Source organism: Pseudomonas sp. R151218B TE3479, from assembly GCF_053629195.1.
In genome coordinates this window covers 2,549,924-2,570,852 of the sequence record NZ_JBRJHV010000001.1, presented here as the reverse complement: position 1 = coordinate 2,570,852, position 20,929 = coordinate 2,549,924, and the positions used below count along the sequence as shown (strand labels likewise).

The 20,929-nt window shown below is 61.9% G+C and carries 21 protein-coding genes, 1 pseudogene and 1 riboswitch; of the genes and pseudogenes, 13 read left to right on the top strand and 9 right to left on the bottom strand.

Features of this window, described 5'->3' with window-relative positions; all coding sequences use genetic code 11:
* Positions 1-200: 200 nt before the first annotated feature.
* The 3 genes and pseudogenes from AB7M32_RS11530 to rpoE form a co-directional block, all read right to left on the bottom strand.
* Positions 201-1,149: pseudogene (locus tag AB7M32_RS11530) on the bottom strand (MucB/RseB C-terminal domain-containing protein).
* A gap of 12 nt (positions 1,150-1,161) precedes the next feature.
* On the bottom strand, positions 1,162-1,749 hold the full coding sequence (locus tag AB7M32_RS11525) for a sigma-E factor negative regulatory protein (RefSeq protein WP_014337028.1): 588 nt from the start codon (positions 1,747-1,749) through the stop codon (positions 1,162-1,164).
* 31 nt (positions 1,750-1,780) lie between these two features.
* Positions 1,781-2,362 (bottom strand): RNA polymerase sigma factor RpoE, encoded by a 582-nt coding sequence (gene rpoE / locus AB7M32_RS11520; RefSeq protein WP_003172477.1) that lies wholly within the window; start codon positions 2,360-2,362, stop codon positions 1,781-1,783.
* A 559-nt stretch (positions 2,363-2,921) separates the two neighbouring features.
* On the opposite strand from rpoE, the gene nadB reads away from it, so the two are divergent.
* Entirely contained in the window at positions 2,922-4,538 is a 1,617-nt protein-coding gene (gene nadB / locus AB7M32_RS11515; protein ID WP_454249962.1) for an L-aspartate oxidase, read from the top strand.
* On the opposite strand, the gene AB7M32_RS11510 is transcribed toward nadB, so the two are convergent.
* Both AB7M32_RS11510 and AB7M32_RS11505 read right to left on the bottom strand, forming a co-directional pair.
* Positions 4,507-4,959, bottom strand: coding sequence for a protein YgfX (locus AB7M32_RS11510; RefSeq protein ID WP_454249961.1), 453 nt, complete (start codon positions 4,957-4,959; stop codon positions 4,507-4,509). The genes nadB and AB7M32_RS11510 overlap by 32 nt on opposite strands.
* On the bottom strand, positions 4,943-5,197 hold the full coding sequence (locus AB7M32_RS11505) for an FAD assembly factor SdhE (RefSeq protein ID WP_003184348.1): 255 nt from the start codon (positions 5,195-5,197) through the stop codon (positions 4,943-4,945). Before AB7M32_RS11505 ends, AB7M32_RS11510 begins: the two co-directional genes overlap by 17 nt.
* A gap of 149 nt (positions 5,198-5,346) precedes the next feature.
* On the opposite strand from AB7M32_RS11505, the gene ygfZ reads away from it, so the two are divergent.
* Both ygfZ and AB7M32_RS11495 read left to right on the top strand, forming a co-directional pair.
* Positions 5,347-6,288, top strand: a complete 942-nt coding sequence (gene ygfZ, locus AB7M32_RS11500; protein WP_454249960.1) for a CAF17-like 4Fe-4S cluster assembly/insertion protein YgfZ — start codon at positions 5,347-5,349, stop codon at positions 6,286-6,288.
* A 35-nt stretch (positions 6,289-6,323) separates the two neighbouring features.
* Entirely contained in the window at positions 6,324-7,145 is an 822-nt protein-coding gene (locus AB7M32_RS11495) for an HDOD domain-containing protein (RefSeq protein WP_072409919.1), read from the top strand.
* A gap of 26 nt (positions 7,146-7,171) precedes the next feature.
* Here the strand turns inward: AB7M32_RS11495 and AB7M32_RS11490 are convergent, their stop codons facing one another.
* Together AB7M32_RS11490 and AB7M32_RS11485 are read right to left on the bottom strand one after the other, a co-directional pair.
* The gene (locus tag AB7M32_RS11490; protein ID WP_454249959.1) at positions 7,172-8,563 is read right to left on the bottom strand and encodes a sensor histidine kinase; all 1,392 of its coding nucleotides are present in this window, start codon (positions 8,561-8,563) and stop codon (positions 7,172-7,174) included.
* The gene (locus AB7M32_RS11485; protein WP_003198779.1) at positions 8,556-9,227 is read right to left on the bottom strand and encodes a response regulator; all 672 of its coding nucleotides are present in this window, start codon (positions 9,225-9,227) and stop codon (positions 8,556-8,558) included. Before AB7M32_RS11485 ends, AB7M32_RS11490 begins: the two co-directional genes overlap by 8 nt.
* Positions 9,228-9,672: 445 nt before the next feature.
* On the opposite strand from AB7M32_RS11485, the gene AB7M32_RS11480 reads away from it, so the two are divergent.
* The 4 genes from AB7M32_RS11480 to AB7M32_RS11465 are packed head-to-tail and all read left to right on the top strand — an operon-like array spanning position 9,673 to position 13,734.
* Positions 9,673-10,671 (top strand): Bug family tripartite tricarboxylate transporter substrate binding protein, encoded by a 999-nt coding sequence (locus tag AB7M32_RS11480; RefSeq protein ID WP_187330185.1) that lies wholly within the window; start codon positions 9,673-9,675, stop codon positions 10,669-10,671.
* A gap of 55 nt (positions 10,672-10,726) precedes the next feature.
* Positions 10,727-11,188 carry a tripartite tricarboxylate transporter TctB family protein gene (locus AB7M32_RS11475; protein ID WP_060738771.1) on the top strand — a complete coding sequence of 154 codons (462 nt, stop codon included), beginning with the start codon at positions 10,727-10,729 and terminating at the stop codon, positions 11,186-11,188.
* A gap of 1 nt (position 11,189) precedes the next feature.
* Complete coding sequence (locus tag AB7M32_RS11470; RefSeq protein ID WP_454249958.1) at positions 11,190-12,704, top strand: tripartite tricarboxylate transporter permease; 1,515 nt, start codon at positions 11,190-11,192, stop codon at positions 12,702-12,704.
* Positions 12,697-13,734 carry an AbrB family transcriptional regulator gene (locus AB7M32_RS11465; RefSeq protein WP_454249957.1) on the top strand — a complete coding sequence of 346 codons (1,038 nt, stop codon included), beginning with the start codon at positions 12,697-12,699 and terminating at the stop codon, positions 13,732-13,734. The genes AB7M32_RS11470 and AB7M32_RS11465 overlap by 8 nt, the downstream gene beginning before the upstream one ends.
* A gap of 109 nt (positions 13,735-13,843) precedes the next feature.
* Here AB7M32_RS11465 and ung read toward each other — a convergent pair whose 3' ends face one another.
* Entirely contained in the window at positions 13,844-14,536 is a 693-nt protein-coding gene (gene ung / locus AB7M32_RS11460; protein ID WP_072409936.1) for a uracil-DNA glycosylase, read from the bottom strand.
* Between the two features lie 131 nt (positions 14,537-14,667).
* On the opposite strand from ung, the gene AB7M32_RS11455 reads away from it, so the two are divergent.
* A complete protein-coding gene (locus AB7M32_RS11455; protein ID WP_072409938.1) occupies positions 14,668-15,780 on the top strand; it encodes an enoyl-CoA hydratase/isomerase family protein in 1,113 nt (370 codons plus the stop codon).
* Positions 15,781-15,961: 181 nt separating this feature from the next.
* Here AB7M32_RS11455 and AB7M32_RS11450 read toward each other — a convergent pair whose 3' ends face one another.
* Positions 15,962-16,351, bottom strand: coding sequence for a hypothetical protein (locus AB7M32_RS11450; RefSeq protein ID WP_072409940.1), 390 nt, complete (start codon positions 16,349-16,351; stop codon positions 15,962-15,964).
* A 304-nt stretch (positions 16,352-16,655) separates the two neighbouring features.
* A riboswitch (guanidine-I (ykkC/yxkD leader) is annotated at positions 16,656-16,757 on the top strand.
* A 61-nt stretch (positions 16,758-16,818) separates the two neighbouring features.
* On the opposite strand from AB7M32_RS11450, the gene AB7M32_RS11445 reads away from it, so the two are divergent.
* From AB7M32_RS11445 to AB7M32_RS11425, 5 genes are read left to right on the top strand one after another with little or no spacing between them, the layout of a single operon-like run.
* A complete protein-coding gene (locus tag AB7M32_RS11445) occupies positions 16,819-17,886 on the top strand; it encodes a putative urea ABC transporter substrate-binding protein (protein ID WP_454249956.1) in 1,068 nt (355 codons plus the stop codon).
* A gap of 15 nt (positions 17,887-17,901) precedes the next feature.
* Positions 17,902-18,717, top strand: coding sequence for an ABC transporter permease (locus AB7M32_RS11440; protein ID WP_025212349.1), 816 nt, complete (start codon positions 17,902-17,904; stop codon positions 18,715-18,717).
* Positions 18,714-19,502, top strand: coding sequence for an ABC transporter ATP-binding protein (locus tag AB7M32_RS11435; protein WP_454249955.1), 789 nt, complete (start codon positions 18,714-18,716; stop codon positions 19,500-19,502). The genes AB7M32_RS11440 and AB7M32_RS11435 overlap by 4 nt, the downstream gene beginning before the upstream one ends.
* 13 nt (positions 19,503-19,515) lie before the next feature.
* On the top strand, positions 19,516-20,241 hold the full coding sequence (locus AB7M32_RS11430; RefSeq protein WP_454249954.1) for an urea amidolyase associated protein UAAP1: 726 nt from the start codon (positions 19,516-19,518) through the stop codon (positions 20,239-20,241).
* 11 nt (positions 20,242-20,252) lie between these two features.
* Positions 20,253-20,894: an urea amidolyase associated protein UAAP2 gene (locus tag AB7M32_RS11425; RefSeq protein WP_042732480.1), complete on the top strand. Its 642-nt coding sequence runs from the start codon at positions 20,253-20,255 to the stop codon at positions 20,892-20,894.
* Positions 20,895-20,929: the final 35 nt, after the last annotated feature.

Below are 20,929 nucleotides of genomic sequence, written 5' to 3'. Positions count from 1 at the left end.
ATGGAGCAAGGAATACCAGGAAAAGATACGCCGGTATTTTTGTTCCGGGAACAGACAAGGCCAGAGCCGAGCGGCTCTGACCTATAGAAAAAAAGCTGGTTTTTTGCAAATGAAAATGCTGACAGGAAGTTTCGGCATTTCGATCAAGCCCTGGCGTCATCAGCCTCTCGCGCAATCGAACCACCCGCGCCGTCAACCGGCTATTGAGTCGCGGTGACGTCGGAGCGCATGGAAAGCGCGATCCGTTCCGCCGTACCGATAGGAATCTCACCGACCACCGTGACCATCATTTCGCCCTGGGGCGTCGTGAGCCTGCGGGAGACGGCAGCCGTCGGACCGAGTTGAGTACGGGTATTCGGTAGCGTTGGCACCGTTCAACGGTTCCAGGAACACCGAGAAGCGCGCCAGGCCATCGTCGTACATCAAGCTGCTGACCTGGACCTGGGTGTCCGGGTCCTTGCGCACGGCACTGCTGGTCAGTTCAAAGCCGGGCGGCAACCAGTCCGAGCGCCAGGCAGCTTTCACCGCAACGGCCTTGCCGGGATCCTGCGCGACAACCTTGCATTCGGCGCTGGCTTGCAAGTCAGCGTCCGCGGGGGCGGCTACGTTCAAGCGGGTGAACTGGAAACGTTCGAGCAACTGGCCCTTGTCATTGAGCAACAAGGACTTGAGCGGCAGGCCGGTTTCTTTGTCCAGGTGCAGCTCGAAGCCATAACGATGCTGGTCCTTGGGCGTCAACGCCACGATGACCGCTTGACGCCCGGCCACGCGCGACTTGCCTATGACAGCAAGATCATACCAATTCTTGAGTTTTTGCGGATCGAGCGCACGTGAAGTGCCATCCGGCGCATTGCCCAGCCCCGCGATCAAGGAGCCGCTGACGCATTGAGTATGCCCATCAATGCGCACGACTTCCTGTGCCGAGCCGTCGAGCTGGAGTAACCGCTCGCGGACCTTACCTGCCTGGACGCGATGCCAGATGTTATGCGTAGAAAAACTACCGTTGCGCTCGTAAACGAAAGTGCCCTGGAAGCTCTGCTGTAGCTCGGCTTGACTCAGGCGGTTCAACCAGTCCTGAGCCTCATCGGCATGGGCTGGAATCGCACACCAGCCACCAAGCAGAAGCGTGAATAGAGGTATGGCGCGCAATGGTTTTCCTTATTAACGGTTTTCCAGGCTGGCGGCACGGGCGTAAGGCAGCGCGCTTTCGGTACCTTTCAAGGCAGCTTGCTGGGCATGCTGACGCAGGTAGTTGGGCAGACGCTGATCATGCCAGCCGGGCTGGCCTTGCAGAACACCGTTGACCATCGGGCCAGCGGTTTCCGAACCTTCGCTGTAACCGGCCAATACCGCTGGACCCTTGACCTGTGGAGCGGCCAAGCCAGGCTGGTTGGACTGCTGCGCCATTTGCACGCCGGCAATCTCATCCTGGTTGTACAGGCGCACACCGGCCAATACGGCAACGGTGACCGACGCGGCTACCGCCAGACGACCCAGGCTGCGCCATGGTCCGCGTGAAGCTTTTGCCGGTACGGCTTCGTCAGCCAATGCAGCAGAAACGGCCGCGGCGATGTCCAGGCGTGGAAGCAGCAAATCCTTGTGCATAACAGCCCGGGCGATCTGGTAACGAGCCCAGGTCTCACGTGTTTCAACATCGTCGAAGGCATTCAATACCCGACGCAATTCAAGTTCGTCCGCTTCGTTGTCCATAACTGCGGACAGCGATTCCTGCAGGGCTTCACGACTCATGGCGTTCCTCTCTTGGCTGTCGCCGCTGTCTCTAGTTTTCCTGCAACAAGGGTTGCAGGGCTTTATCAATGGCCTCCCGAGCGCGGAAAATCCGGGAGCGCACGGTGCCCACAGGACATTGCATGACGCTCGCAATGTCTTCGTAACTCAGACCGTCGAATTCACGTAAAGTTAAAGCCGTACGCAAATCTTCAGGCAGTTGCTGGATGGTTCGATGGACGGTGCCTTCAATCTCATCCCGCAGCAACGCACGTTCCGGTGATTCGAGATCCTTGAGGCCATGATCGCCATCATAGAACTCGGCATCCTCAGAACTTACGTCACTATCCGGCGGCCGGCGGCCGCGTGAAACCAGATAGTTTTTCGCCGTGTTGATGGCGATGCGGTAAAGCCACGTATAAAACGCGCTGTCCCCGCGGAAATTACCAAGTGCGCGGTAGGCCTTGATGAAGGCTTCCTGAGCGACATCCTGCGCTTCATGGGTGTCGTGCACGAAACGCACGATCAACCCGAGAATTTTGTGCTGGTATTTCAGCACTAGCAGATCGAAAGCTCGCTTGTCGCCGCGTTGGACCCGCTCGACCAGCTGCTGATCCTCTTCCTGGGTTAGCATGAACACTCCTCGATAAGCTCGAAGGAGGCTTGCATTACTAATTGACCGGGCTTGCAAACATAGACTCGGGCTTTTCGCAAAAGTTCTCCCCCTTCCAAGCAAGTTTCCGGCGCGCTCTGATCTCGGCACGCACGAAAAACGCAGCAGGAGATTCCCCGGCTGCGCGAATAATCTGTCATCGGGTCTGTCGGCAGCGATTTCAATCGAAATCTTGCACCAACCCGACGCTGCTCCCTTTTGCAGACAACCGTCTATTGAACGTAGGCGCTTGGCAAAAGTTCCCGCTATTTACATCGCTATGAACTGAATATCAGGCAACCATGACGTGATAAACAGCGTTCTGTCCTCGAAACGGCCGCCTTTGTCGACTCAAAGCCAAGCGGATGATCCGACGAAGCGTGTCGCTTTTCTGTCACGCTGGTTTCACATTGCCATGTATGCCCGGCTATTGTGCCGATCCCCCCCTCTATATACTAGTGGGCTGCGTGGCTGTCCGACCCGTTGAAGCGGTGTCTGGCGCCAACCCCGACCCGGGTCGCCTTGAGCGGAAACCATTCGAATGAGCCAACAGTTTCAACACGATGTTCTGGTAATCGGCAGCGGAGCCGCCGGATTGAGCCTGGCACTGACCTTGCCTGCGCATTTGCGCGTCGCAGTGCTGAGCAAGGGCGACCTGGCCAACGGTTCGACCTTCTGGGCCCAGGGCGGTGTCGCCGCCGTGCTGGACGACACCGACACCATTGAATCCCATGTCGACGACACCCTCAACGCCGGCGGCGGCCTTTGCGATCCGCAAGCGGTGCGTTTCACCGTCGAGCACAGCCGGGAAGCCATCCAGTGGCTGATCGACCAAGGCGTGCCGTTTACCCGTGACGAACAATCGGGCACCGAAGACGGCGGTTTCGAGTTCCATCTGACCCGCGAAGGCGGCCACAGCCATCGGCGCATCATCCATGCGGCCGACGCCACGGGCGCGGCGATCTTCAAGACCCTGCTCGCCCAGGCGCGATTACGGCCGAACATCGAATTGCTGGAACAGCGCGTCGCGATCGACCTGATCACCGAAAAACGCCTGGGCCTGGACGGTGACCGCTGCCTCGGCGCCTACGTGCTCAATCGCGGCACCGGCGAAGTCGACACCTACGGCGCGCGCTTCGTCGTCCTGGCGTCCGGTGGCGCGGCAAAAGTCTACCTGTATACCAGTAACCCTGATGGCGCCTGCGGCGACGGCATCGCCATGGCCTGGCGTTCGGGTTGCCGGGTGGCGAACCTGGAGTTCAACCAGTTCCACCCCACCTGCCTTTATCACCCGCTGGCCAAGAGTTTCCTGGTGACCGAGGCCCTGCGTGGCGAAGGGGCCCATTTGAAGCTCCCCAACGGCGAACGCTTCATGCAACGCTTCGATCCGCGCGCCGAACTGGCGCCGCGTGACATCGTCGCCCGGGCCATCGACCATGAAATGAAGCGCCTGGGCATCGATTGCGTCTACCTGGACATCAGCCACAAGCCCGAAGCGTTCATCAAGAGCCACTTCCCGACGGTGTACGAGCGCTGCCTGGAGTTCTCCATCGACATCACCAAACAACCGATCCCGGTGGTGCCGGCGGCGCACTACACCTGCGGTGGCGTGATGGTCGACCAACACGGCCGCACCGACGTGCCTGGCCTGTATGCCATTGGCGAAACCAGCTTCACCGGCCTGCACGGCGCCAATCGCATGGCCAGCAATTCACTGCTGGAATGTTTCGTCTACGCCCGCTCAGCGGCGGCAGACATCCTCGAGCAATTGCCGCAGATCGCCATGGCGGCCACCCTGCCCTCGTGGGACGCCAGCCAGGTCACCGACTCGGACGAAGACGTGATCATTGCCCACAACTGGGACGAACTGCGGCGTTTCATGTGGGACTACGTGGGCATCGTGCGCACCAACAAGCGCCTGCAACGGGCACAGCACCGGGTGCGCTTGCTGCTGGACGAGATCGACGAGTTCTACAGCAACTACAAAGTCAGCCGCGACCTGATCGAACTGCGCAACCTGGCCCAGGTGGCGGAACTGATGATTCGCTCGGCCATGGAACGCAAGGAAAGCCGGGGACTGCATTACACCCTCGACTATCCGAACCTGCTGCCCGAGGCCCTGGACACTATCCTGGTGCCGCCCACCTACGCCGACTGAACCTGAGCCGCACCCGCAGGCGCCGATGGACATCCGGCGCCTGCGCGTCGCGCAACACGCACAGCGATCGGACCCGCCGCTCACCCTGCAATCGGAAACGCAGCACGATGATCAGCGGCAGCGCCAGGCTATCGGGGCGCAGCTGCACAGCCCGCCAGCCATCGGCCCGGCTCCAGAGCTGCCAGCCCGCGGCATTGCAACGCAACCCGCAAAAGGCCCGGCGATGGGTCAGCACGACATGACGGGGGATCACCCAGGCGCCATGGGCCATGCACACGATAACGCCAAGCGCGGCGCACCAGGACGTGATGGACAACAGCAACAACGAACCCAGGGCGAACACCTGGGCCAGCAGATAGGCCGCCAGCAGTTGCCCAGAGGCCTGCCAGCGGCATTCGAAGCGATTACTTGGGCTGGACACGGTCCAGGATCATCCGGACCATGCGCTGCAACTCAGGGTCTTCGGATTCGCTGCGCTCCATGAACCAGCCGAACATGTCCTGGTCCTCGCATTCGAGCAGGCGGACGTAGCACGCACGGTCCACTTCATTGAGATGGGGGTAAACCTCTTTCACGAACGGCACCAGCAACACGTCCAGCTCAAGCATGCCGCGGCGGCTGTGCCAGTAGAGGCGGTTCAGTTCAACATCTTCGACCATGGAGCGCTCCTCAAATAGAGCGCAAGTATACAGGCCTCGCCACAGCGCAACAGACGGCTTTGGTCAGACACCACCGATCCTTTGTGAACTACCCATTTCAAGGGCGTCCCCTTATGATGTCCACCAGACTTTTTACCCTGCGATGACCCATGGCTGATTTCGCTTTTTTCTGCACCCTGTCCCACGAAGGCGTCCTCGCGGTCCGCGGCGTGGATGCCAGCAAATTCCTGCAAGGCCAATTGACCTGCAACCTCGACTATCTGAGCGACAACCGGGCCAGCCTCGGCGCCCGCTGCACGCAGAAGGGCCGGATGCAATCAAGCTTCCGCATCCTGCTCGAAGGCGACGGCGTGTTGATGGCCATGGCCACCGAACTGCTCGAACCGCAATTGGCGGACCTGAAAAAATACGCCGTGTTCTCCAAATCCAAGCTCACCGACGAAAGCGCTGCCTGGGTTCGCTTCGGCCTGGAAAATGCCGACAATGCCCTGGCTGGCCTGGGCCTCGAACTGCCGAGCGACACCGACAGCGTGGTGCGCCATGAAGCCTTGATCGCCATCCGCGTTTCTCCCGGCCGCGCCGAGTTGTGGGCGCCCGCCGAACAGGCACAGGCACTGCGAACCCGCCTGGGGGCAGAACTGGCCGAGGCGGACCTGAACCCCTGGCTGCTGGGCCAGGTCCGCGCCGGGATCGGCCAGGTCATGCCGACCACCCGCGAACTGTTCATCCCACAGATGCTCAACCTGCAAGCCGTCGGCGGCGTCAGCTTCAAGAAAGGCTGCTACACCGGCCAGGAAATCGTCGCCCGCATGCAATACCTGGGCAAGCTCAAGCGGCGCCTGTATCGCCTGCAACTGGACGCCAGCGAACTGCCGGAACCCGGCACGGCGCTGTTCTCCCCCACTCACGGCAGTTCCATCGGCGAAGTGGTGATTGCCGCCCGCGGCGAAGGAAACATTGAACTGCTGGCGGTATTGCAGGCCGAAGCAGCAGAAGATGACAATCTGCACCTCGGTGCCTTGGAAGGCCCTCGCCTTCAATTGTTGGACCTGCCTTACGAACTGGACCGCGACCGCGAAATCCAGCGCTGATCGCAGCATTTGTCGCAACACCCTAGAGAATCGAAATGAGCGATTTGGCGGATAAGGTCCAACGGGATTTGGTGCAGGCCATCGATAACGATGACCTGGTTCTGCCAACATTACCGGAAGTGGCCATGCAGATTCGCCGGGCCGCCGAAGACCCGGAAATCAGCGTCAGCAACCTGAGCAAAGTGATCGGCCGCGATACGGCGCTTTCGGCACGCCTGATAAAAGTGGTCAACAGCCCGCTGCTGCGCGCCACCCAGGAAGTCACTGACCTGCACACGGCCATCACTCGACTGGGCGTCAACTACAGCAGCAACTTGGCCATTGGCTTGGTGATGGAGCAGATTTTCCATGCTCGTTCCGAGGTGGTGGAACTGAAGATGCGCGAAGTCTGGCGCAAAAGCCTGGAGATCGCTGGCGTCAGCTATGCGTTGTGTCGCGGCTACACCCAACTCAAGCCCGACCAGGCCGCGCTGGGTGGGCTGGTGCATCAGATCGGCGTGCTGCCGATCCTCACGTACGCACAGGACAATAATGAGTTGCTGTCGGACCCGGTCAGCCTCAACCATGTCATCGAGACGATTCACCCGGTGCTGGGGGACAAATTGCTCAGCGTCTGGGAATTTCCGGAGCGGTTGGTGAAGCTGCCGGGGCTGTATCTGGATTTCAACCGCGACTCCAAGCAACTCGATTATATCGACCTGGTGCAGGTCGCTGCGCTGTATTGCTACAAGGACACCGACCACCCCCTGAGCAAGATTGATGTCTTCGGCGTCCCAGCCTTCAAGAAACTGGGCATCGACCCGGAGAACAAGGCCCGGTGCGCGGATATCGAAGAAGCGCGGTCGATGTTTTATTGAGCCCAAAACCTGGATCAGACACTGACTTAATCTGAACCTGAAATAAAGCTCACCCGCACCTTCAGCCCGCGCTCCTGCCCGTCGTGCAAGGTGATCTGCGCCAAGTGCGCGCGGCAGATTTCGCCGACGATCGCCAACCCCAATCCGGAACCGGCCACTTGCTGATTGCGTCGATAGAAGCGCTCGAACACCCGGTCCCGCTCATGCAGCGGAATGCCAGGTCCATCGTCCTCGACCTCCAGCACGGCCGGTGCAGACACCCGCAGGATCACATTCCCGCCCGACGGAGTGTGGGCCAGGGCGTTGTCCACCAGATTGCTCAACAACTCGTTCAACAAGGTCGGCTCACCCCGCAGCCATACCGGCTCGTCGGCTTCCAGAGCCAGCGCCACGCCTCGGGCATGGGCCAGCGGGGCCATGGCCATACCCAGCTCACGGGCCAACTGGCTGAGATCGAGCAACTGAGCGCCGCCTTCGGCAATGGCCCGGGCGCCATTTTCCACTCGCGCCAGGGACAGCAACTGGTTGGCCAGGTGGGTCAATCGATCGGTCCCCTGAGCCGCGGTTTCCAGCGTTTCACGCCAGGTCGCCGGCTCGCTGGCGCGCAAACCCAGCTCCAGGCGCGCCTTGAGCGCGGCCAGCGGCGTACGCAGTTCATGGGCGGCATCGGCGATGAACTGAGCCTGACGCTCGAACTGCCCACGCAGGCGTTCGGTGAAATGGTTGAGGGCTCGCACCAGCGGCCATAATTCGTGCTGCACCTCCACCAGCGGCAAAGGCCGCAGATCGTCCGGCTGGCGCTCCTCCACCGCGGTGCGCAAGCGCTCCAACGGGCGCAACGCCGCACTGACCGCAAACCACACCAACAGCAACGCGCCCACGGCCAGCATGCCCAGGCGCAACAGGGTGTCGGCCATCAGGCTACGGGCCATGCTGACCCGCGCCTCTTCGGTCTCGGCCACGCGAATTTCCGCCATGCCATTCATGTTCGGCTCGCTCACCGCCTTGAGCAGGCTCACCACCCGCACGCTCTGCCCCTGGTATTGTGCGTTATAGAAGCGCGCCAGGGCCGGGTAATCGTCCGTGCGGGGCGTCCCGGGCGGCGGGCCGGGAAGGTTTTCGTAGCCGGAAATCAACTTCTTGTCGATGTCATTGACTTGGTAATAAATGCGTCCGGCACTGTCGTAGGCAAAGGTGTCCAGGGCTACGTAGGGCACATCCGCGCTGAGGCTGCCATCGCGCTGGGACAGGCCCGCGGCGATGGTCCGGGCCGAGGCCAGCAGGGTCCGGTCATAGGCGGTGTCCGCCGCTTCGCGACCATTCCAGTAGGCGCTCAGGCCGCTGGCGAGCATCAGCACCACCAACAGCAATGCCAGGTTCCTGAGCAGCCGCCAGCGCAGGCTGTCGGGCTTATGCATTGCGGTTTTCCAGCAGGTAGCCCAAGCCGCGGAATGTCACGATCGCGACCGCATGGCCGTCGAGCTTCTTGCGCAGGCGATGGACGTAGATTTCGATGGCGTCTGGGCTGGCTTCTTCGTCCAGGCCGAACACCTGGGCCGCCAGTTGCTCCTTGCTCATCACCCGCCCCGGCCGGGCAATCAACGCTTCCAGCACGGCTTGCTCGCGGGAGGTCAGGGTCAGCAATTCATCGTCGAGGGTAAAACGACGGGTGTCCAGGTCATAGACCAGCCCGCCGCAACGTTGCTGGCGTTCGCCTCCCAGTACGCTGCGGCGCAACAGGGCCTTGACCCGAGCCTCCAGCTCCGTGAGCTCGAATGGCTTGGCCAGGTAGTCGTCGGCACCGAGGTTGAGGCCATGGACGCGGTCCTTGACGTCGCTGCGGGCGGTCAACATCAGCACTGGCAAAGTCTTGCCGCGAGCCCGCAGGCGCGCCAGCACCTCGAAACCGTCCATGCGCGGCAGCCCGACATCGAGGACCGCCACGGCGTATTCCTCGCTGCTCAAGGCCAGGTCGGCCGCGACGCCGTCGTGCAGCACGTCCACGGTCAAGCCGGTGCTCTTGAGCGCCTGGGCAACGCTTTCGGCGAGCTGCAGATGGTCTTCGACGAGCAGAACACGCATGGGTTATTCCTCGATTCAGGGATGGTCGACGCCATTCTTTGGCGCGGAGTTTACAGCCGCATCCGCCACTGTGAAGCCAAAAACGCGTTGAAAGATTTTGAAAGGTTAGCGAAAGGTTGGACCGTTAGAGTCCTCCCACGGACGGTTTCGACTGCCCGCCGCGACGCACATCGCGAACGAAAAACGCCTCGAAGCGTTTTCGCCGAATAAAAACAATAAAAGCGGAGTACTCACATGCTGTCCCTACAGCTCCAGGCCCCAATGCCTGCCCGCCTTTCCCGTTTCAATCAGACCACCCTGGCCAGCGCCATCACGCCTCGGTCTGGTGTCCTCCCACGCCCTCAATCCCGATACGTTCGGCAACAACCTGCGCCCACCATCGACGCGAGGGCCGAGGGCCAGCAACACCGAATCTACACCACACACAACAACAACTCCTGTGGAGATAACGATGAACCTATCACTGCGTAAAGTAGCCTTGGCCGCCGGATGCCTGATGTTCGCCGGGCAGTTGCTCGCCGCTGATCCGTCCAAAGAACCCAAGCGCCCCGAATGCATCGCCCCGGCTTCCCCTGGCGGCGGCTTCGACCTGACGTGCAAGCTGGTGCAAAGCGCGTTGGTCAACCAGAAACTGCTGACCAAGCCGATGCGCGTCACCTACATGCCCGGCGGCGTCGGCGCAGTAGCCTACAACGCAGTGGTCGCCCAGCGCCCGGCCGACGCCGGCACCCTGGTGGCCTGGTCCAGCGGTTCGCTATTGAACCTGGCCCAGGGCAAGTTCGGTCGTTTCGATGAAAGCGCCGTGCGCTGGCTGGCCGCCGTCGGCACCAGCTATGGCGCCATTGCGGTGAAGAGCGACTCGCCCTACAAGAACCTCGACGATCTGGTACAGGCCCTGAAGAAAGATCCAGGCTCCGTGGTGATCGGCTCCGGCGGCACCGTCGGCAGCCAGGACTGGATGCAGACCGCCCTCATCGCCAAGGCCGCCGGCATCAACCCGCGCGACCTGCGTTATGTGGCCCTCGAAGGCGGCGGCGAGATCGCCACGGCGCTGCTCGGCGGCCACATCCAGGTCGGCAGTACCGACATTTCCGACTCCATGCCCCACATCCAGAGCGGCGATATGCGCCTGTTGGCGGTGTTTGCCGAGAAACGCATCGACGAGCCGGAAATGAAAGACATTCCAACCGCCAAAGAACAAGGCTACGACATCGTCTGGCCGGTGGTTCGCGGCTTCTACCTCGGGCCGAAGGTCAGCGATGAAGACTACGCCTGGTGGAAAGATGCGTTCGACAAGCTGCTGGCTTCCGAAGAGTTCGCCAAGCTGCGTGACCAGCGCGAGCTATTCCCGTTTGCCATGACCGGCCCGGAGCTGGACACCTACGTGAAGAAGCAAGTGGCTGATTACAAGATGCTGGCCAAAGAGTTCGGCCTGATCCAGTAACCGTCTCTGTTCTCACGGCGGCGCTGGCATCACCGGCGTCGCCCAGGAGTTAGTCATGCTCACCATCCAACGTATTTTTGCCGCGGTGCTGCTGCTGGTTTGTATCGGCCTGGCGCTGATGGCTTGGCCGTATCAGGCAGCCTTTTCCTACGAACCGGTCGGCCCGCGGGCCTTCCCCCTACTGATGCTCGGGCTGATGGGGCTGGCGCTGCTGTACATGCTGTTTCGTCCTACCCCCATCGTGCACAGCGATGAAGACCCGCAACTGGACCGGGAAACCCTGCAGAAGATCGGTATCTGCGTGGCACTGCTACTGGTCTTCGCCGGAACCTTCGAACCCCTGGGCTTCATCGTCGCCAGCATCTTGATCGGTGTGCCGATGGCGCGCCTGTATGGCGGTCGCTGGGTACCCAGCGTGGTGATCATCAGCCTGATGGCCATTGGTCTTTATCTGTTGTTCGACAAGCTGATGGACGTGCCGCTGCCCCTGGGCCTGCTCGACGTCTTGGAGAATTGATATGGATACCCTGAATTATCTCGGCCAGGGTTTTGGCGTTGCACTGACCCCCTACAACCTCGTCACCGCGCTGAGCGGTACGCTGATCGGCACCGTGGTCGGCCTGCTGCCGGGCCTGGGCCCGATCAACGGCGTGGCGTTGCTGATCCCGATCGCCTTCGCCCTGGGCCTGCCGCCGGAATCAGCGCTGATCCTGCTGGCAGCGGTGTACCTGGGTTGTGAGTACGGCGGGCGCATCAGCTCGATCCTGCTCAACATCCCGGGGGAAGCCTCAACCGTGATGACCACCCTCGACGGCTATCCGATGGCTCGCCAGGGCCTGGCCGGGGTGGCGCTGTCGCTGTCGGCGTGGAGTTCGTTCATCGGCGCGTTCATCGCCACCTGCGGCATGGTGTTGTTCGCGCCGTTGTTGGCCAAATGGGCGATTGCGTTCGGGCCGGCGGAATATTTCGTGCTGATGGTATTCGCCATTGTCTGCCTCGGCGGTATGGCCGGCGACCGACCACTCAAGACGTTCATCGCGGCGCTGATCGGGCTGTTCCTGTCCAGTGTCGGAATCGATGCCAACAGCGGTGTCTACCGCTTCACCGGTGACAACATCCACCTGACCGACGGCATTCAGTTCGTCGTGCTGGTGCTGGGTTTGTTCTCCATCAGTGAAATCCTGTTGCTGCTGGAGAAAACCCATCGCGGCCAGGAAGCGGTGGAAGCCACCGGGCGGATGATGTTCAACCTCAAGGAAGCGGCCTCGGTGTTCTGGGTGAACATCCGCTGCGGCGTGCTCGGTTTCATCATGGGCGTATTGCCTGGCGCGGGTGCGACCCTGGCCAGTGCCGTGGCCTATATGACTGAAAAACGCATGGCCGGAGCCAGTGGCAAGTTCGGTCAGGGCGACAAGCGTGGCCTCGCCGCTCCGGAAACCGCCATCGGCGGCGCAGCCTGCGGTGCGCTGGTGCCGATGCTGACACTCGGCGTACCCGGCTCGGGCACCACGGCGGTGATGATCGGCGCGCTGTCGCTGTACAACATCACCCCCGGCCCCCTGCTGTTCCAGCAACAGCCGGACATCGTCTGGGGCCTGATCGCGTCGTTGTTCATCGCCAACGTCATGCTGGTGATCCTCAACATCCCGATGATCCGCGTCTTCACCCGCATCCTGGCCGTGCCGAACTGGGCGTTGGTGCCGGTCATCGCGATCATCACCGGGATCGGCGTCTACGCCGTGCATGCCACCACGTTCGACCTGTTCCTGATGATCGGCATTGGCATCTTCGGCTACATCCTGCGCAAGCTGGATTTCCCACTGTCGCCGGTCCTGCTGGGTTTCATCCTCGGCGGCCTGATGGAACAGAACCTGCGTCGTGCGCTGTCGATCTCCAACGGTGCGCTGGAAATCCTCTGGTCGAGCCCGATCACCTTCGGTTGCTGGATCCTGACGGCGATCATGCTGTTCATGCCATTGCTGCGGATCTGGCGTCGCCGCGCCGCACAACGTCGCGCCCTGGCCAATGTCTGAAGCGACTTTCAAACAATGGTGGGGAACACCGCTGGTCGGCCTGGCCGGCGGTTACCTGGCCAGCCTGATCGGCTGGCCTTTGCCCTGGATGGTCGGCTCGTTGCTGGCGATCATCCTGGTGCGCTGCCTGACGCCGTGGCAACTGATGGAAATCCCCGGTGGCCGTAAATGCGGCCAATGGGTGGTGGGTATCGGCATCGGCCTGCACTTCACCCCCGTGGTGATGGAACAAGTCCTGAGCCACTTCGGCTTGATTTTTTTTGGCGCGCTGATCACCAGCGTGTCCAGCGTGGTAAGTGTCTGGCTGATGCGTCGCACCGGCGAGGACCGTGCTACCGCGTTTTTCTCGAGCATGCCCGGCGGTTCCGGCGAAATGGTCAACCTCGGTGCCCGCAACGGCGCGGACCTGAGCCGTGTCGCGGCGGGCCAGAGCCTGCGGGTGCTGGTGGTGGTGCTGTGCGTGCCTGCAGCCTTCAAGTACCTGTTGGGCGAAGGTGCGCCGACGCAACACGCCACGACGGTGGACTGGCTGTGGCTGGCGCTCCTGTTTCCAGCGGGTGCCCTGCTCGCCTGGGTCTGGGAGCGCTTGCGCCAACCCAATCCCTGGTTGTTCGGGCCGTTGCTGGTGAGCGCGGCGGTGAGCGTCGGCTGGGACCTGCACATCGGCCTGCCCAACGGCGCCAGCCAGGTCGGCCAATGGCTGATCGGCAGCGGGCTGGGTTGTCATTTCAACCGGCAGTTCTTTCGTCGGGCACCGTCGTTCATGGGCCGCACGTTGGTTGGCACGGTGTTGACGATGCTGATCGCCACGCTTGCGGCCCTAGGCTTGAGCACCTTGACCCATCTGGATCTGCGTTCGTTGACGCTGGGCATGATGCCCGGCGGCATCGCGGAAATGAGCCTGACGGCGGAGACGCTGCAACTGTCGGTGCCATTGGTGACGGCGTTGCAGGTGATGCGGTTGCTGTTCGTGCTGTTTCTGGCGGAGCCGTTGTTCAGGTATTGGATGCGCCAGCCGAATTCGGCCTGATGGTCCGCGGGGCCTTCATCGCGAGCAAGCTCGCTCCCACAGGGGTTTGTGTTGCCCTGAACCCTGTGGGAGCGAGCTTGCTCGTGATGGGGCCCTGACTGCCGACCGTTCAAACCGGCGGCAACCGCCAATCGATCGGCGTCTCGCCCTGCTGCTGGAGAAACTTGTTGGTCCGGCTGAAATGCCCGCAGCCGATGAAACCTCGGTGGGCCGACAGCGGTGACGGGTGGACCGAAGTCAGCACCAAATGCTTGGTCGCGTCGATCAGCTTCTGCTTGCTCTGGGCATGGGCGCCCCACAACAGGAACACCAAGTGCGGCTGGTGTTCGCTGACAACTTCAATGATCCTGTCGGTAAAGTGCTGCCAGCCTTTTTTGGCGTGGGCGTTGGCATTGGCGCGCTCCACGGTCAGGGTCGTGTTGAGCAGCAACACGCCCTGGTCGGCCCAGCTTTGCAGGTAGCCGTGATTGGGGATGTCGATGTTCAGATCGCGCTTCAATTCCTTGTAGATGTTCACCAGGGACGGCGGTGTCGGCACGCCCGGCTGTACCGAGAAGCACAAGCCATGGGCCTGGCCTGGACCGTGGTAAGGATCCTGACCGAGAATCACGACCTTGACCTTATCCAGCGGCGTGGAATTGAGGGCGTTGAAAATCAGTGGAGCCGGCGGATAGATCTCCTTGCCAGCGGCGTATTCACTGCGTAGGAACTCACGCAACTCCGCCATGTAGGGCTGGTCGAACTCGGCACGCAGTGCCTGCTTCCAGCTCGGTTCGAGTTTGATACGGTCGTCAGCAGTCATGGTTGCATCCGGCAAAAACAATGGGCGCACCCTAGGAAAGCCTACGGGGCTTGTCAATTGATCTGACGCAGAACCGGCACTTTCCTACGCAGCGGTCATACTGAACATTCAAATTTCTGATCGAGGTCACGATGAATCTGCACTTCGAAGAACTCACCGGCATCGACGGTGCCCGTATCGGCATCGCCACCCTGGATGCCGAAAAATCCCTGAACGCCCTGTCCCTGCCCATGATCAACGCCTTGCGCGATCGCCTCGATGCCTGGGCCCGGGAACCGCAGGTCGTTTGTGTGCTGTTGCGCGGCAATGGCGCCAAGGCCTTCTGCGCCGGCGGTGAAGTGCGCAGCCTGGTGGAGGCCTGCCGCGCTCATCCCGGCGAAGTACCGCCGTTGGCGGCACAATTCTTCGCGGCGGAATACCGCTTGGACTTCAACCTGCACACCTACCCAAAACCCTTGCTGTGCTGGGGCCACGGTTATGTACTGGGTGGCGGCATGGGGCTGCTGCAAGGCGCCAGTACCCGCATCGTCACGCCAAGCAGCCGCCTGGCCATGCCGGAAATCAGCATCGGCCTGTACCCGGATGTCGGCGCCAGTTGGTTCTTGTCACGCTTGCCCGGCAAGCTCGGGCTGTTTCTCGGCCTGACCGGCGCCCACATGAATGCCCGGGACGCCATCGACCTGGGCCTGGCCGACCGCTTCTTGCTGGATGAACAACAGGACGATCTGATTGAAGGCCTGCTGCAACTCAACTGGCAGGAGCAGACCGAGATGCAGCTCAACAGCCTGCTCAAGGCCTTGCAACAGGAAGCCATCGCCCAACTGCCCGAGGCCCAATGGCTGCCGCGACGGCCGAAAATCGACGAGTGGTTGGATGTCAGCGATGTGCGCTGCGCCTGGAAAGCCCTCAGCCTGTTGGTGGACCACCCGGACCCGTTGATCGCCCGGGCCGCCAAGACCATGACCGAAGGCTCGCCGCTGACCGCTCACCTGGTCTGGGAGCAGATCGCCCGGGCGCGGCATTTGTCCCTGGCCGGTGTATTCCGGATGGAATACACCCTGAGCCTCAATTGCTGCCGTCATCCGGAATTCAGCGAAGGCGTGCGGGCGCGATTGATCGACAAGGACCATAAGCCTCGCTGGCACTGGCCGGATATCAATCACGTTCCCGAAGCGGCAGTCGAAGCGCATTTCCACAAGGCGTGGGAAGGTCGACATCCATTGGCGGACTTGTCCAACGAGTAACGAGCCAGAAAGAGTTCCCTGTGGGAGCGAGCTTGCTCGCGATAGCGGTATATCAGATACCTCAATGTCGGCTGACCCGACGTCATCGCGAGCAAGCTCGCTCCCACAAGGGTTATCCCATCGGGTTTATGGCAGGCACAAAAAAAGCGGCGCTTTATGCGCCGCTTTCTGTTGCCTGGAATCAGCGGTGACCGCCCCTCCCGTCATGACCACCGCGTCCTCGATGATCACGCCCGCCTCGACCCCGTCGGTCGTCATTCCAACCGCCCCGGTCACGGCCGTCCCAGCCGCCCCGATGTGGATAAGACCGATACGCCGCGCGCGGTGGCGAATAATAGCGTGGGCCTTGTTGGTAGTAGCGCGGCGGCGAGTAGTAGCGTGGCGCCGGTTGGTAATACCGCGGTGCGTAGTAGCCACGCGGTGCCGAATAGTAGCTCCCGCCACCGTAATAGACCGGTGCCGGTGAGGTGTAGACCTCGGAACGGTAGTAGCTCGAGTCTCCGTCGTAGTAAGGCACGCATGCCGAAAGAGTCAAACCGAGAAACGCAATGAGGAGCAGTCGTCGATACATGGCGGCCTCCTGGACCGCGAATGAGCCACATCAGCGACGCTGATGGGCGGCAGTCAACATGGTGTGACTGACAACTACTCAGACAGCAAAATCGGAATCTGGTGCGACCTGGCAACAACTGGAAACATGTCGCTCGTCGCCCTCTTCCGGTGCGCGATAGCACCACAAGCAAGCACAAATCCGCCCTCAATCCTCCTTCCCCGACACCTGCCCTCTCTGGCCCGGGCCTTTGCCGGAATTGGCACGGCTCTCGCTTTAACAAACCCCGTGCAGGAGTCATCACAGGTTCGCGGCACCACAATTTGCAATGGCTGACTAGGGTTCCGGCTCGCTTCTGGCGAGTGGCTGGTCCGAGAGTTGGCGACCTCCAGTTGAGGTTACACGGCGGGACAAAAGCCCGGGAGACAAGCCACCGTTCGCGGTGCCGCGTTGCTCCTGTCCGCCCTTGATCAACTGGAGAACCACCCATGCTCAAGCTTCGTCTGTCCGCCCTGCTCCTCGCCGCCCTCTCGGCCCTCGTGAGCTTTTCATCCGCCGCCGCACAAAAAGACCACTTCAGCGTCTGCTGGACCATTTACGCCGGCTGGATGCCCTGGGAATACGCCGGCAGCCAAGGCATCGTCGATAAATGGGCGAAAAAATACGGCATCAAGATCGATGTCGTGCAGCTCAACGATTACGTCGAATCCATCAATCAGTACACCGCCGGTCAGTTCGACGGCTGCACCATGACCAACATGGACGCCCTGACCATTCCCGCCGCTGGCGGCGTGGACAGCACCGCGCTGATCGTCAGCGATTTCTCCAACGGCAACGACGGCATCGTCCTCAAGGGCGAAGGCAAGAAAGTGGCCGACCTCAAGGGCATGGACGTCAATCTGGTGGAATTGTCGGTGTCCCATTACCTGCTGGCCCGCGCCCTGGATTCCGTGGGCCTCGCCGAAAAGGACCTGAAAGTCGTCAACACCTCCGACGCCGACATCTCCGCCGCTTTCAACACCGATCAAGTCAAGGCCGTCACCACCTGGAACCCGATGCTCTCGGACATCAAGGCCCAGCCCGGCGTGAGCGAAGTGTTCAATTCCAGCCAGGTTCCCGGCGAGATCATGGACATGATGGTGGTCAACACCCAGACCCTGCAGGACAACCCGGCCCTGGGCAAAGCGTTGACCGGCGCCTGGTTTGAAGTGGTGGCGTTGATGAATGCGAAAAACGCCGCGAGCAAGACCGCGCTGGAACACATGGCCAAGGCCTCAGGCACCGACCTGGCCGGGTTCCAGTCGCAACTGGACACCACCAAGCTGTTCGCCACGCCCAAGGAAGCCCTGGGTTTCGCCACCAGCGAGCAACTGCCCGCCACCATGGGCAAAGTCGCCGAGTTCTCGTTCCAGCACGGCTTGCTGGGCGAAGGCGCCAAGGACGCCAACGCAGTCGGCATGGCGTTCGCCAACGGCGTAGTCCGTGGCGACAAGGCCAATCTCAAGCTGCGCTTTGACCCGACCTACGTACAGCTGGCCGCCGACGCCAAGCTGTAAACCGGAGGACCTGGCATGCGCCTGATCAACCGCTACCCGGATCGTCCCAGCCGCTTGTTGCTGGTGATCCTGCCCTTCGCGCTGGTGTTGTTCGCCTACTTCATGGGCTCGGCCGAACGGTTGACGGACAACCCCAACGACAAACTGCTGCCCAGCGCCGTGCAAATGGCCGATGCGGTCAAACGCCTGGCCTTCACCGCTGACGCCCGCAGTGGCGATTACCTGCTCTGGCAGGACACCGCCTCAAGCCTGCGCCGGTTGGCCATCGGCCTGGGCATCAGCGCCCTGGCCGGGCTGTGCCTGGGCATTGCCGCCGGCACGTTGCCGCTGTTGGGCGCGCCGTTATCGCCGCTACTTACCGTGGTGTCGATGGTGCCGCCGCTGGCCATCCTGCCGATCCTGTTCATCGTCTTCGGCCTGGGGGAATTGTCGAAAGTGATGCTGATCGTCATCGGTATTACACCGTGCCTGGCCCGGGACTTGGAACAGCGCGCCCGGGAAATTCCACCCGAGCTGCTGATCAAGGCCCAGACCCTCGGCGCTTCGACCTGGACCCTGATGCTGCGGGTAGTGCTGCCGCAACTACTGCCGCGCTTGTTGATTTCCCTGCGACTGATGCTCGGTTCGGCCTGGCTGTTTCTGATCGCCGCCGAAGCCATCGCCTCCACCGATGGATTGGGCTATCGAATTTTCCTGGTGCGCCGTTACCTGGCGATGGACGTGATCTTGCCGTACGTGGTGTGGATCACCCTGCTCGCCTGGCTGATGGACTGGGGCCTCAAACGCCTGACCCGGCAAGCGTTCCCCTGGTATGAGGGGGCGAAGGCATGAGTTTCATTACCGTGAACAACGTCTGGCAACAGTACGGCGATCAGGTGGTGCTCGAGCGCTTGAACCTGAGTGTCGCCGAGGGTGAGTTCTGCACGTTGGTGGGGGCGTCGGGTTGCGGCAAGTCGACCTTCCTGCGCTTGCTACTGGGCCAGGAACGCGCCAGTCGCGGGCAGATTCTCCTGGATGGCGAGCCCTTGGCCGGCGAGCCGGATGCCAGCCGGGGCGTGGTGTTCCAGCGTTATTCGGTGTTCCCGCACCTGACCGTCCTGGACAACGTCGCCCTGGGCCTGGAACTGCCGCGCTCGCCGCTGCTGGGCCGTCTGTTCGGCAACGCCAAGCGCCAGGCCCGGGAAGACGCCGCGCAACTGCTGGAGAAGGTCGGCCTGGGCCATGCGCAGGATAAATACCCGGCGCAACTGTCCGGGGGCATGCAGCAGCGACTGGCCATCGCCCAGGCACTGATCATGAAACCGCGGGTCCTGCTGCTGGACGAACCCTTCGGCGCCCTCGACCCGGGTATTCGCAAAGACATGCATGCCTTGTTGTTGGAGCTGTGGCGCGAAACCCGGCTGACCGTGTTCATGGTCACCCATGACCTGTCCGAAGGGTTCAGCCTCGGCACGCGCCTGCTGGTGTTCGACAAAGTCCGTGTCGACCCGCACGCCCCTGGCGCCTATGGCGCACGCATCACCTACGACATTCCATTGAACAGCGACCGCCGCACCGCCCGTGCCGCCGTCGACGCCCTGCCCGCCGAACTGGCCGGCACATTGCGTATCGCTTGAAAGGAGTTTTTCCATGACCGACTCGACCCGCTTGTTTACGCCCTTCGCCGAAGAACTGCTGCCCGGCGGCGGCCACCGTTCGTTCGTGCTCAAGCGCGGCCAGCTGCTGCGCCTGACCGATCTGCGCGGCGGCGCCAACGTGAGCCTGACATTGCTCAATGCCAACGAGAAAACCGAACGCTTGAACCTGCCCGACAGCCTCAAATGCCAACACACCGCCAAGCTCACCGCCGGCCACTGCCTTTACTCGGACATGGGCCGGGTGCTGGCGGCCATCACCGCCGACACCTGCGGCTGGAGCGACAGCCTGGGCGGCGTGCTCTGCGCCGAGGAAGTCGCGCAAAAATACGGTCAGGGCCGCTATCAGGAACTGCGCAACGGCTTCTTTCGCAACGGCACCGACAACCTGTTGGTGGAACTGGGCAAATGGGGCCTGGGCCTGTCCGACCTGCTGATGCCCCTCAACCTGTTCAGCCGGGTCGATGTCGATGAGGCGGGAAACTTTCACTTCGTCGAGGGCAATTCCCTGACCGGCGACTACATCGAGCTGTACGCGCCGATGGACACCCTGGTGGTGCTGACCGCGCTGCAACATCCGATGGACCCCAACCCGCAATACGCCCCGCAACCGCTCAAGCTCAGCTGGATGAATGCCGACGCCAGCGTCGCCGAGCACTGCCGCCTTTCGCGCCCGGAAAACCAGCGCGGCTTCATCAACACCGACCGCCTGTTCGCCTGAGGATCGCTGCCATGTCACTCGCCATCGCCACCGCACACAAGCAACCCGATACCGCCGTCTACCGTGCCACGATTCCTGCCGGGGAACCCTGGCTGGTGGAGGTCAAGGCCGGCCAGACCCTGCGCATTCTCGACCTGGAAGGCAACCAGGCGGTCGATACGTTGTTCTACAGCCTGGCCAACCCCAAGGAACGCTACGACGTGCAGCGCACCCTGCGTCGACAAAACAGCGTTTACCTGAGCACCGGCAGCGTGCTGTATTCCAACCTCGGCCACCCAATGCTGACCATCGTCGAAGACACCTGTGGACGCCACGACACCCTCGGCGGCGCCTGCGCCCAGGAAAGCAACACCGTGCGCTACGCCCTGGAAAAACGCTACATGCACAGCTGCCGTGACAATTACCTGCGGGCCTGCGCCCACGATGGTCGCCTGGGCAAGGGCGATATCGGGCCGAACATCAACTTCTTCATGAACGTGCCGGTAACCGCCGACGGCGGGCTGACCTTCGAAGACGGGATCTCGGCGCCGGGCAAATACGTCGACCTGCGGGCCGAGATGGACGTGATCGTCCTGATCTCCAACTGCCCGCAACTGAACAACCCGTGCAACGCCTACAACCCCACGCCAGCGGAGCTGTTGATATGGAACTGAAACTCACCCGCCTGCGGCGCTGGTTGTTCATGCTG

Excerpts from the sequence above, each read along its gene's own strand:
- AB7M32_RS11455 (WP_072409938.1), top strand. The coding sequence starts at position 14,668 with ATGAATCTGCACTTCGAAGAACTCACCGGCATCGACGGTGCCCGTATC.
- ung (WP_072409936.1), bottom strand. The coding sequence starts at position 14,536 with ATGACTGCTGACGACCGTATCAAACTCGAACCGAGCTGGAAGCAGGCA.
- AB7M32_RS11490 (WP_454249959.1), bottom strand. The coding sequence starts at position 8,563 with ATGCATAAGCCCGACAGCCTGCGCTGGCGGCTGCTCAGGAACCTGGCA.
- AB7M32_RS11525 (WP_014337028.1), bottom strand. The coding sequence starts at position 1,749 with ATGAGTCGTGAAGCCCTGCAGGAATCGCTGTCCGCAGTTATGGACAAC.
- AB7M32_RS11465 (WP_454249957.1), top strand. The coding sequence starts at position 12,697 with ATGTCTGAAGCGACTTTCAAACAATGGTGGGGAACACCGCTGGTCGGC.
- AB7M32_RS11435 (WP_454249955.1), top strand. The coding sequence starts at position 18,714 with ATGAGTTTCATTACCGTGAACAACGTCTGGCAACAGTACGGCGATCAG.
- AB7M32_RS11470 (WP_454249958.1), top strand. The coding sequence starts at position 11,190 with ATGGATACCCTGAATTATCTCGGCCAGGGTTTTGGCGTTGCACTGACC.
- AB7M32_RS11505 (WP_003184348.1), bottom strand. The coding sequence starts at position 5,197 with ATGGTCGAAGATGTTGAACTGAACCGCCTCTACTGGCACAGCCGCCGC.
- AB7M32_RS11430 (WP_454249954.1), top strand. The coding sequence starts at position 19,516 with ATGACCGACTCGACCCGCTTGTTTACGCCCTTCGCCGAAGAACTGCTG.
- nadB (WP_454249962.1), top strand. The coding sequence starts at position 2,922 with ATGAGCCAACAGTTTCAACACGATGTTCTGGTAATCGGCAGCGGAGCC.
- AB7M32_RS11495 (WP_072409919.1), top strand. The coding sequence starts at position 6,324 with ATGAGCGATTTGGCGGATAAGGTCCAACGGGATTTGGTGCAGGCCATC.
- AB7M32_RS11475 (WP_060738771.1), top strand. The coding sequence starts at position 10,727 with ATGCTCACCATCCAACGTATTTTTGCCGCGGTGCTGCTGCTGGTTTGT.
- AB7M32_RS11450 (WP_072409940.1), bottom strand. The coding sequence starts at position 16,351 with ATGTATCGACGACTGCTCCTCATTGCGTTTCTCGGTTTGACTCTTTCG.
- ygfZ (WP_454249960.1), top strand. The coding sequence starts at position 5,347 with ATGGCTGATTTCGCTTTTTTCTGCACCCTGTCCCACGAAGGCGTCCTC.
- AB7M32_RS11485 (WP_003198779.1), bottom strand. The coding sequence starts at position 9,227 with ATGCGTGTTCTGCTCGTCGAAGACCATCTGCAGCTCGCCGAAAGCGTT.
- AB7M32_RS11445 (WP_454249956.1), top strand. The coding sequence starts at position 16,819 with ATGCTCAAGCTTCGTCTGTCCGCCCTGCTCCTCGCCGCCCTCTCGGCC.
- AB7M32_RS11440 (WP_025212349.1), top strand. The coding sequence starts at position 17,902 with ATGCGCCTGATCAACCGCTACCCGGATCGTCCCAGCCGCTTGTTGCTG.
- AB7M32_RS11425 (WP_042732480.1), top strand. The coding sequence starts at position 20,253 with ATGTCACTCGCCATCGCCACCGCACACAAGCAACCCGATACCGCCGTC.
- rpoE (WP_003172477.1), bottom strand. The coding sequence starts at position 2,362 with ATGCTAACCCAGGAAGAGGATCAGCAGCTGGTCGAGCGGGTCCAACGC.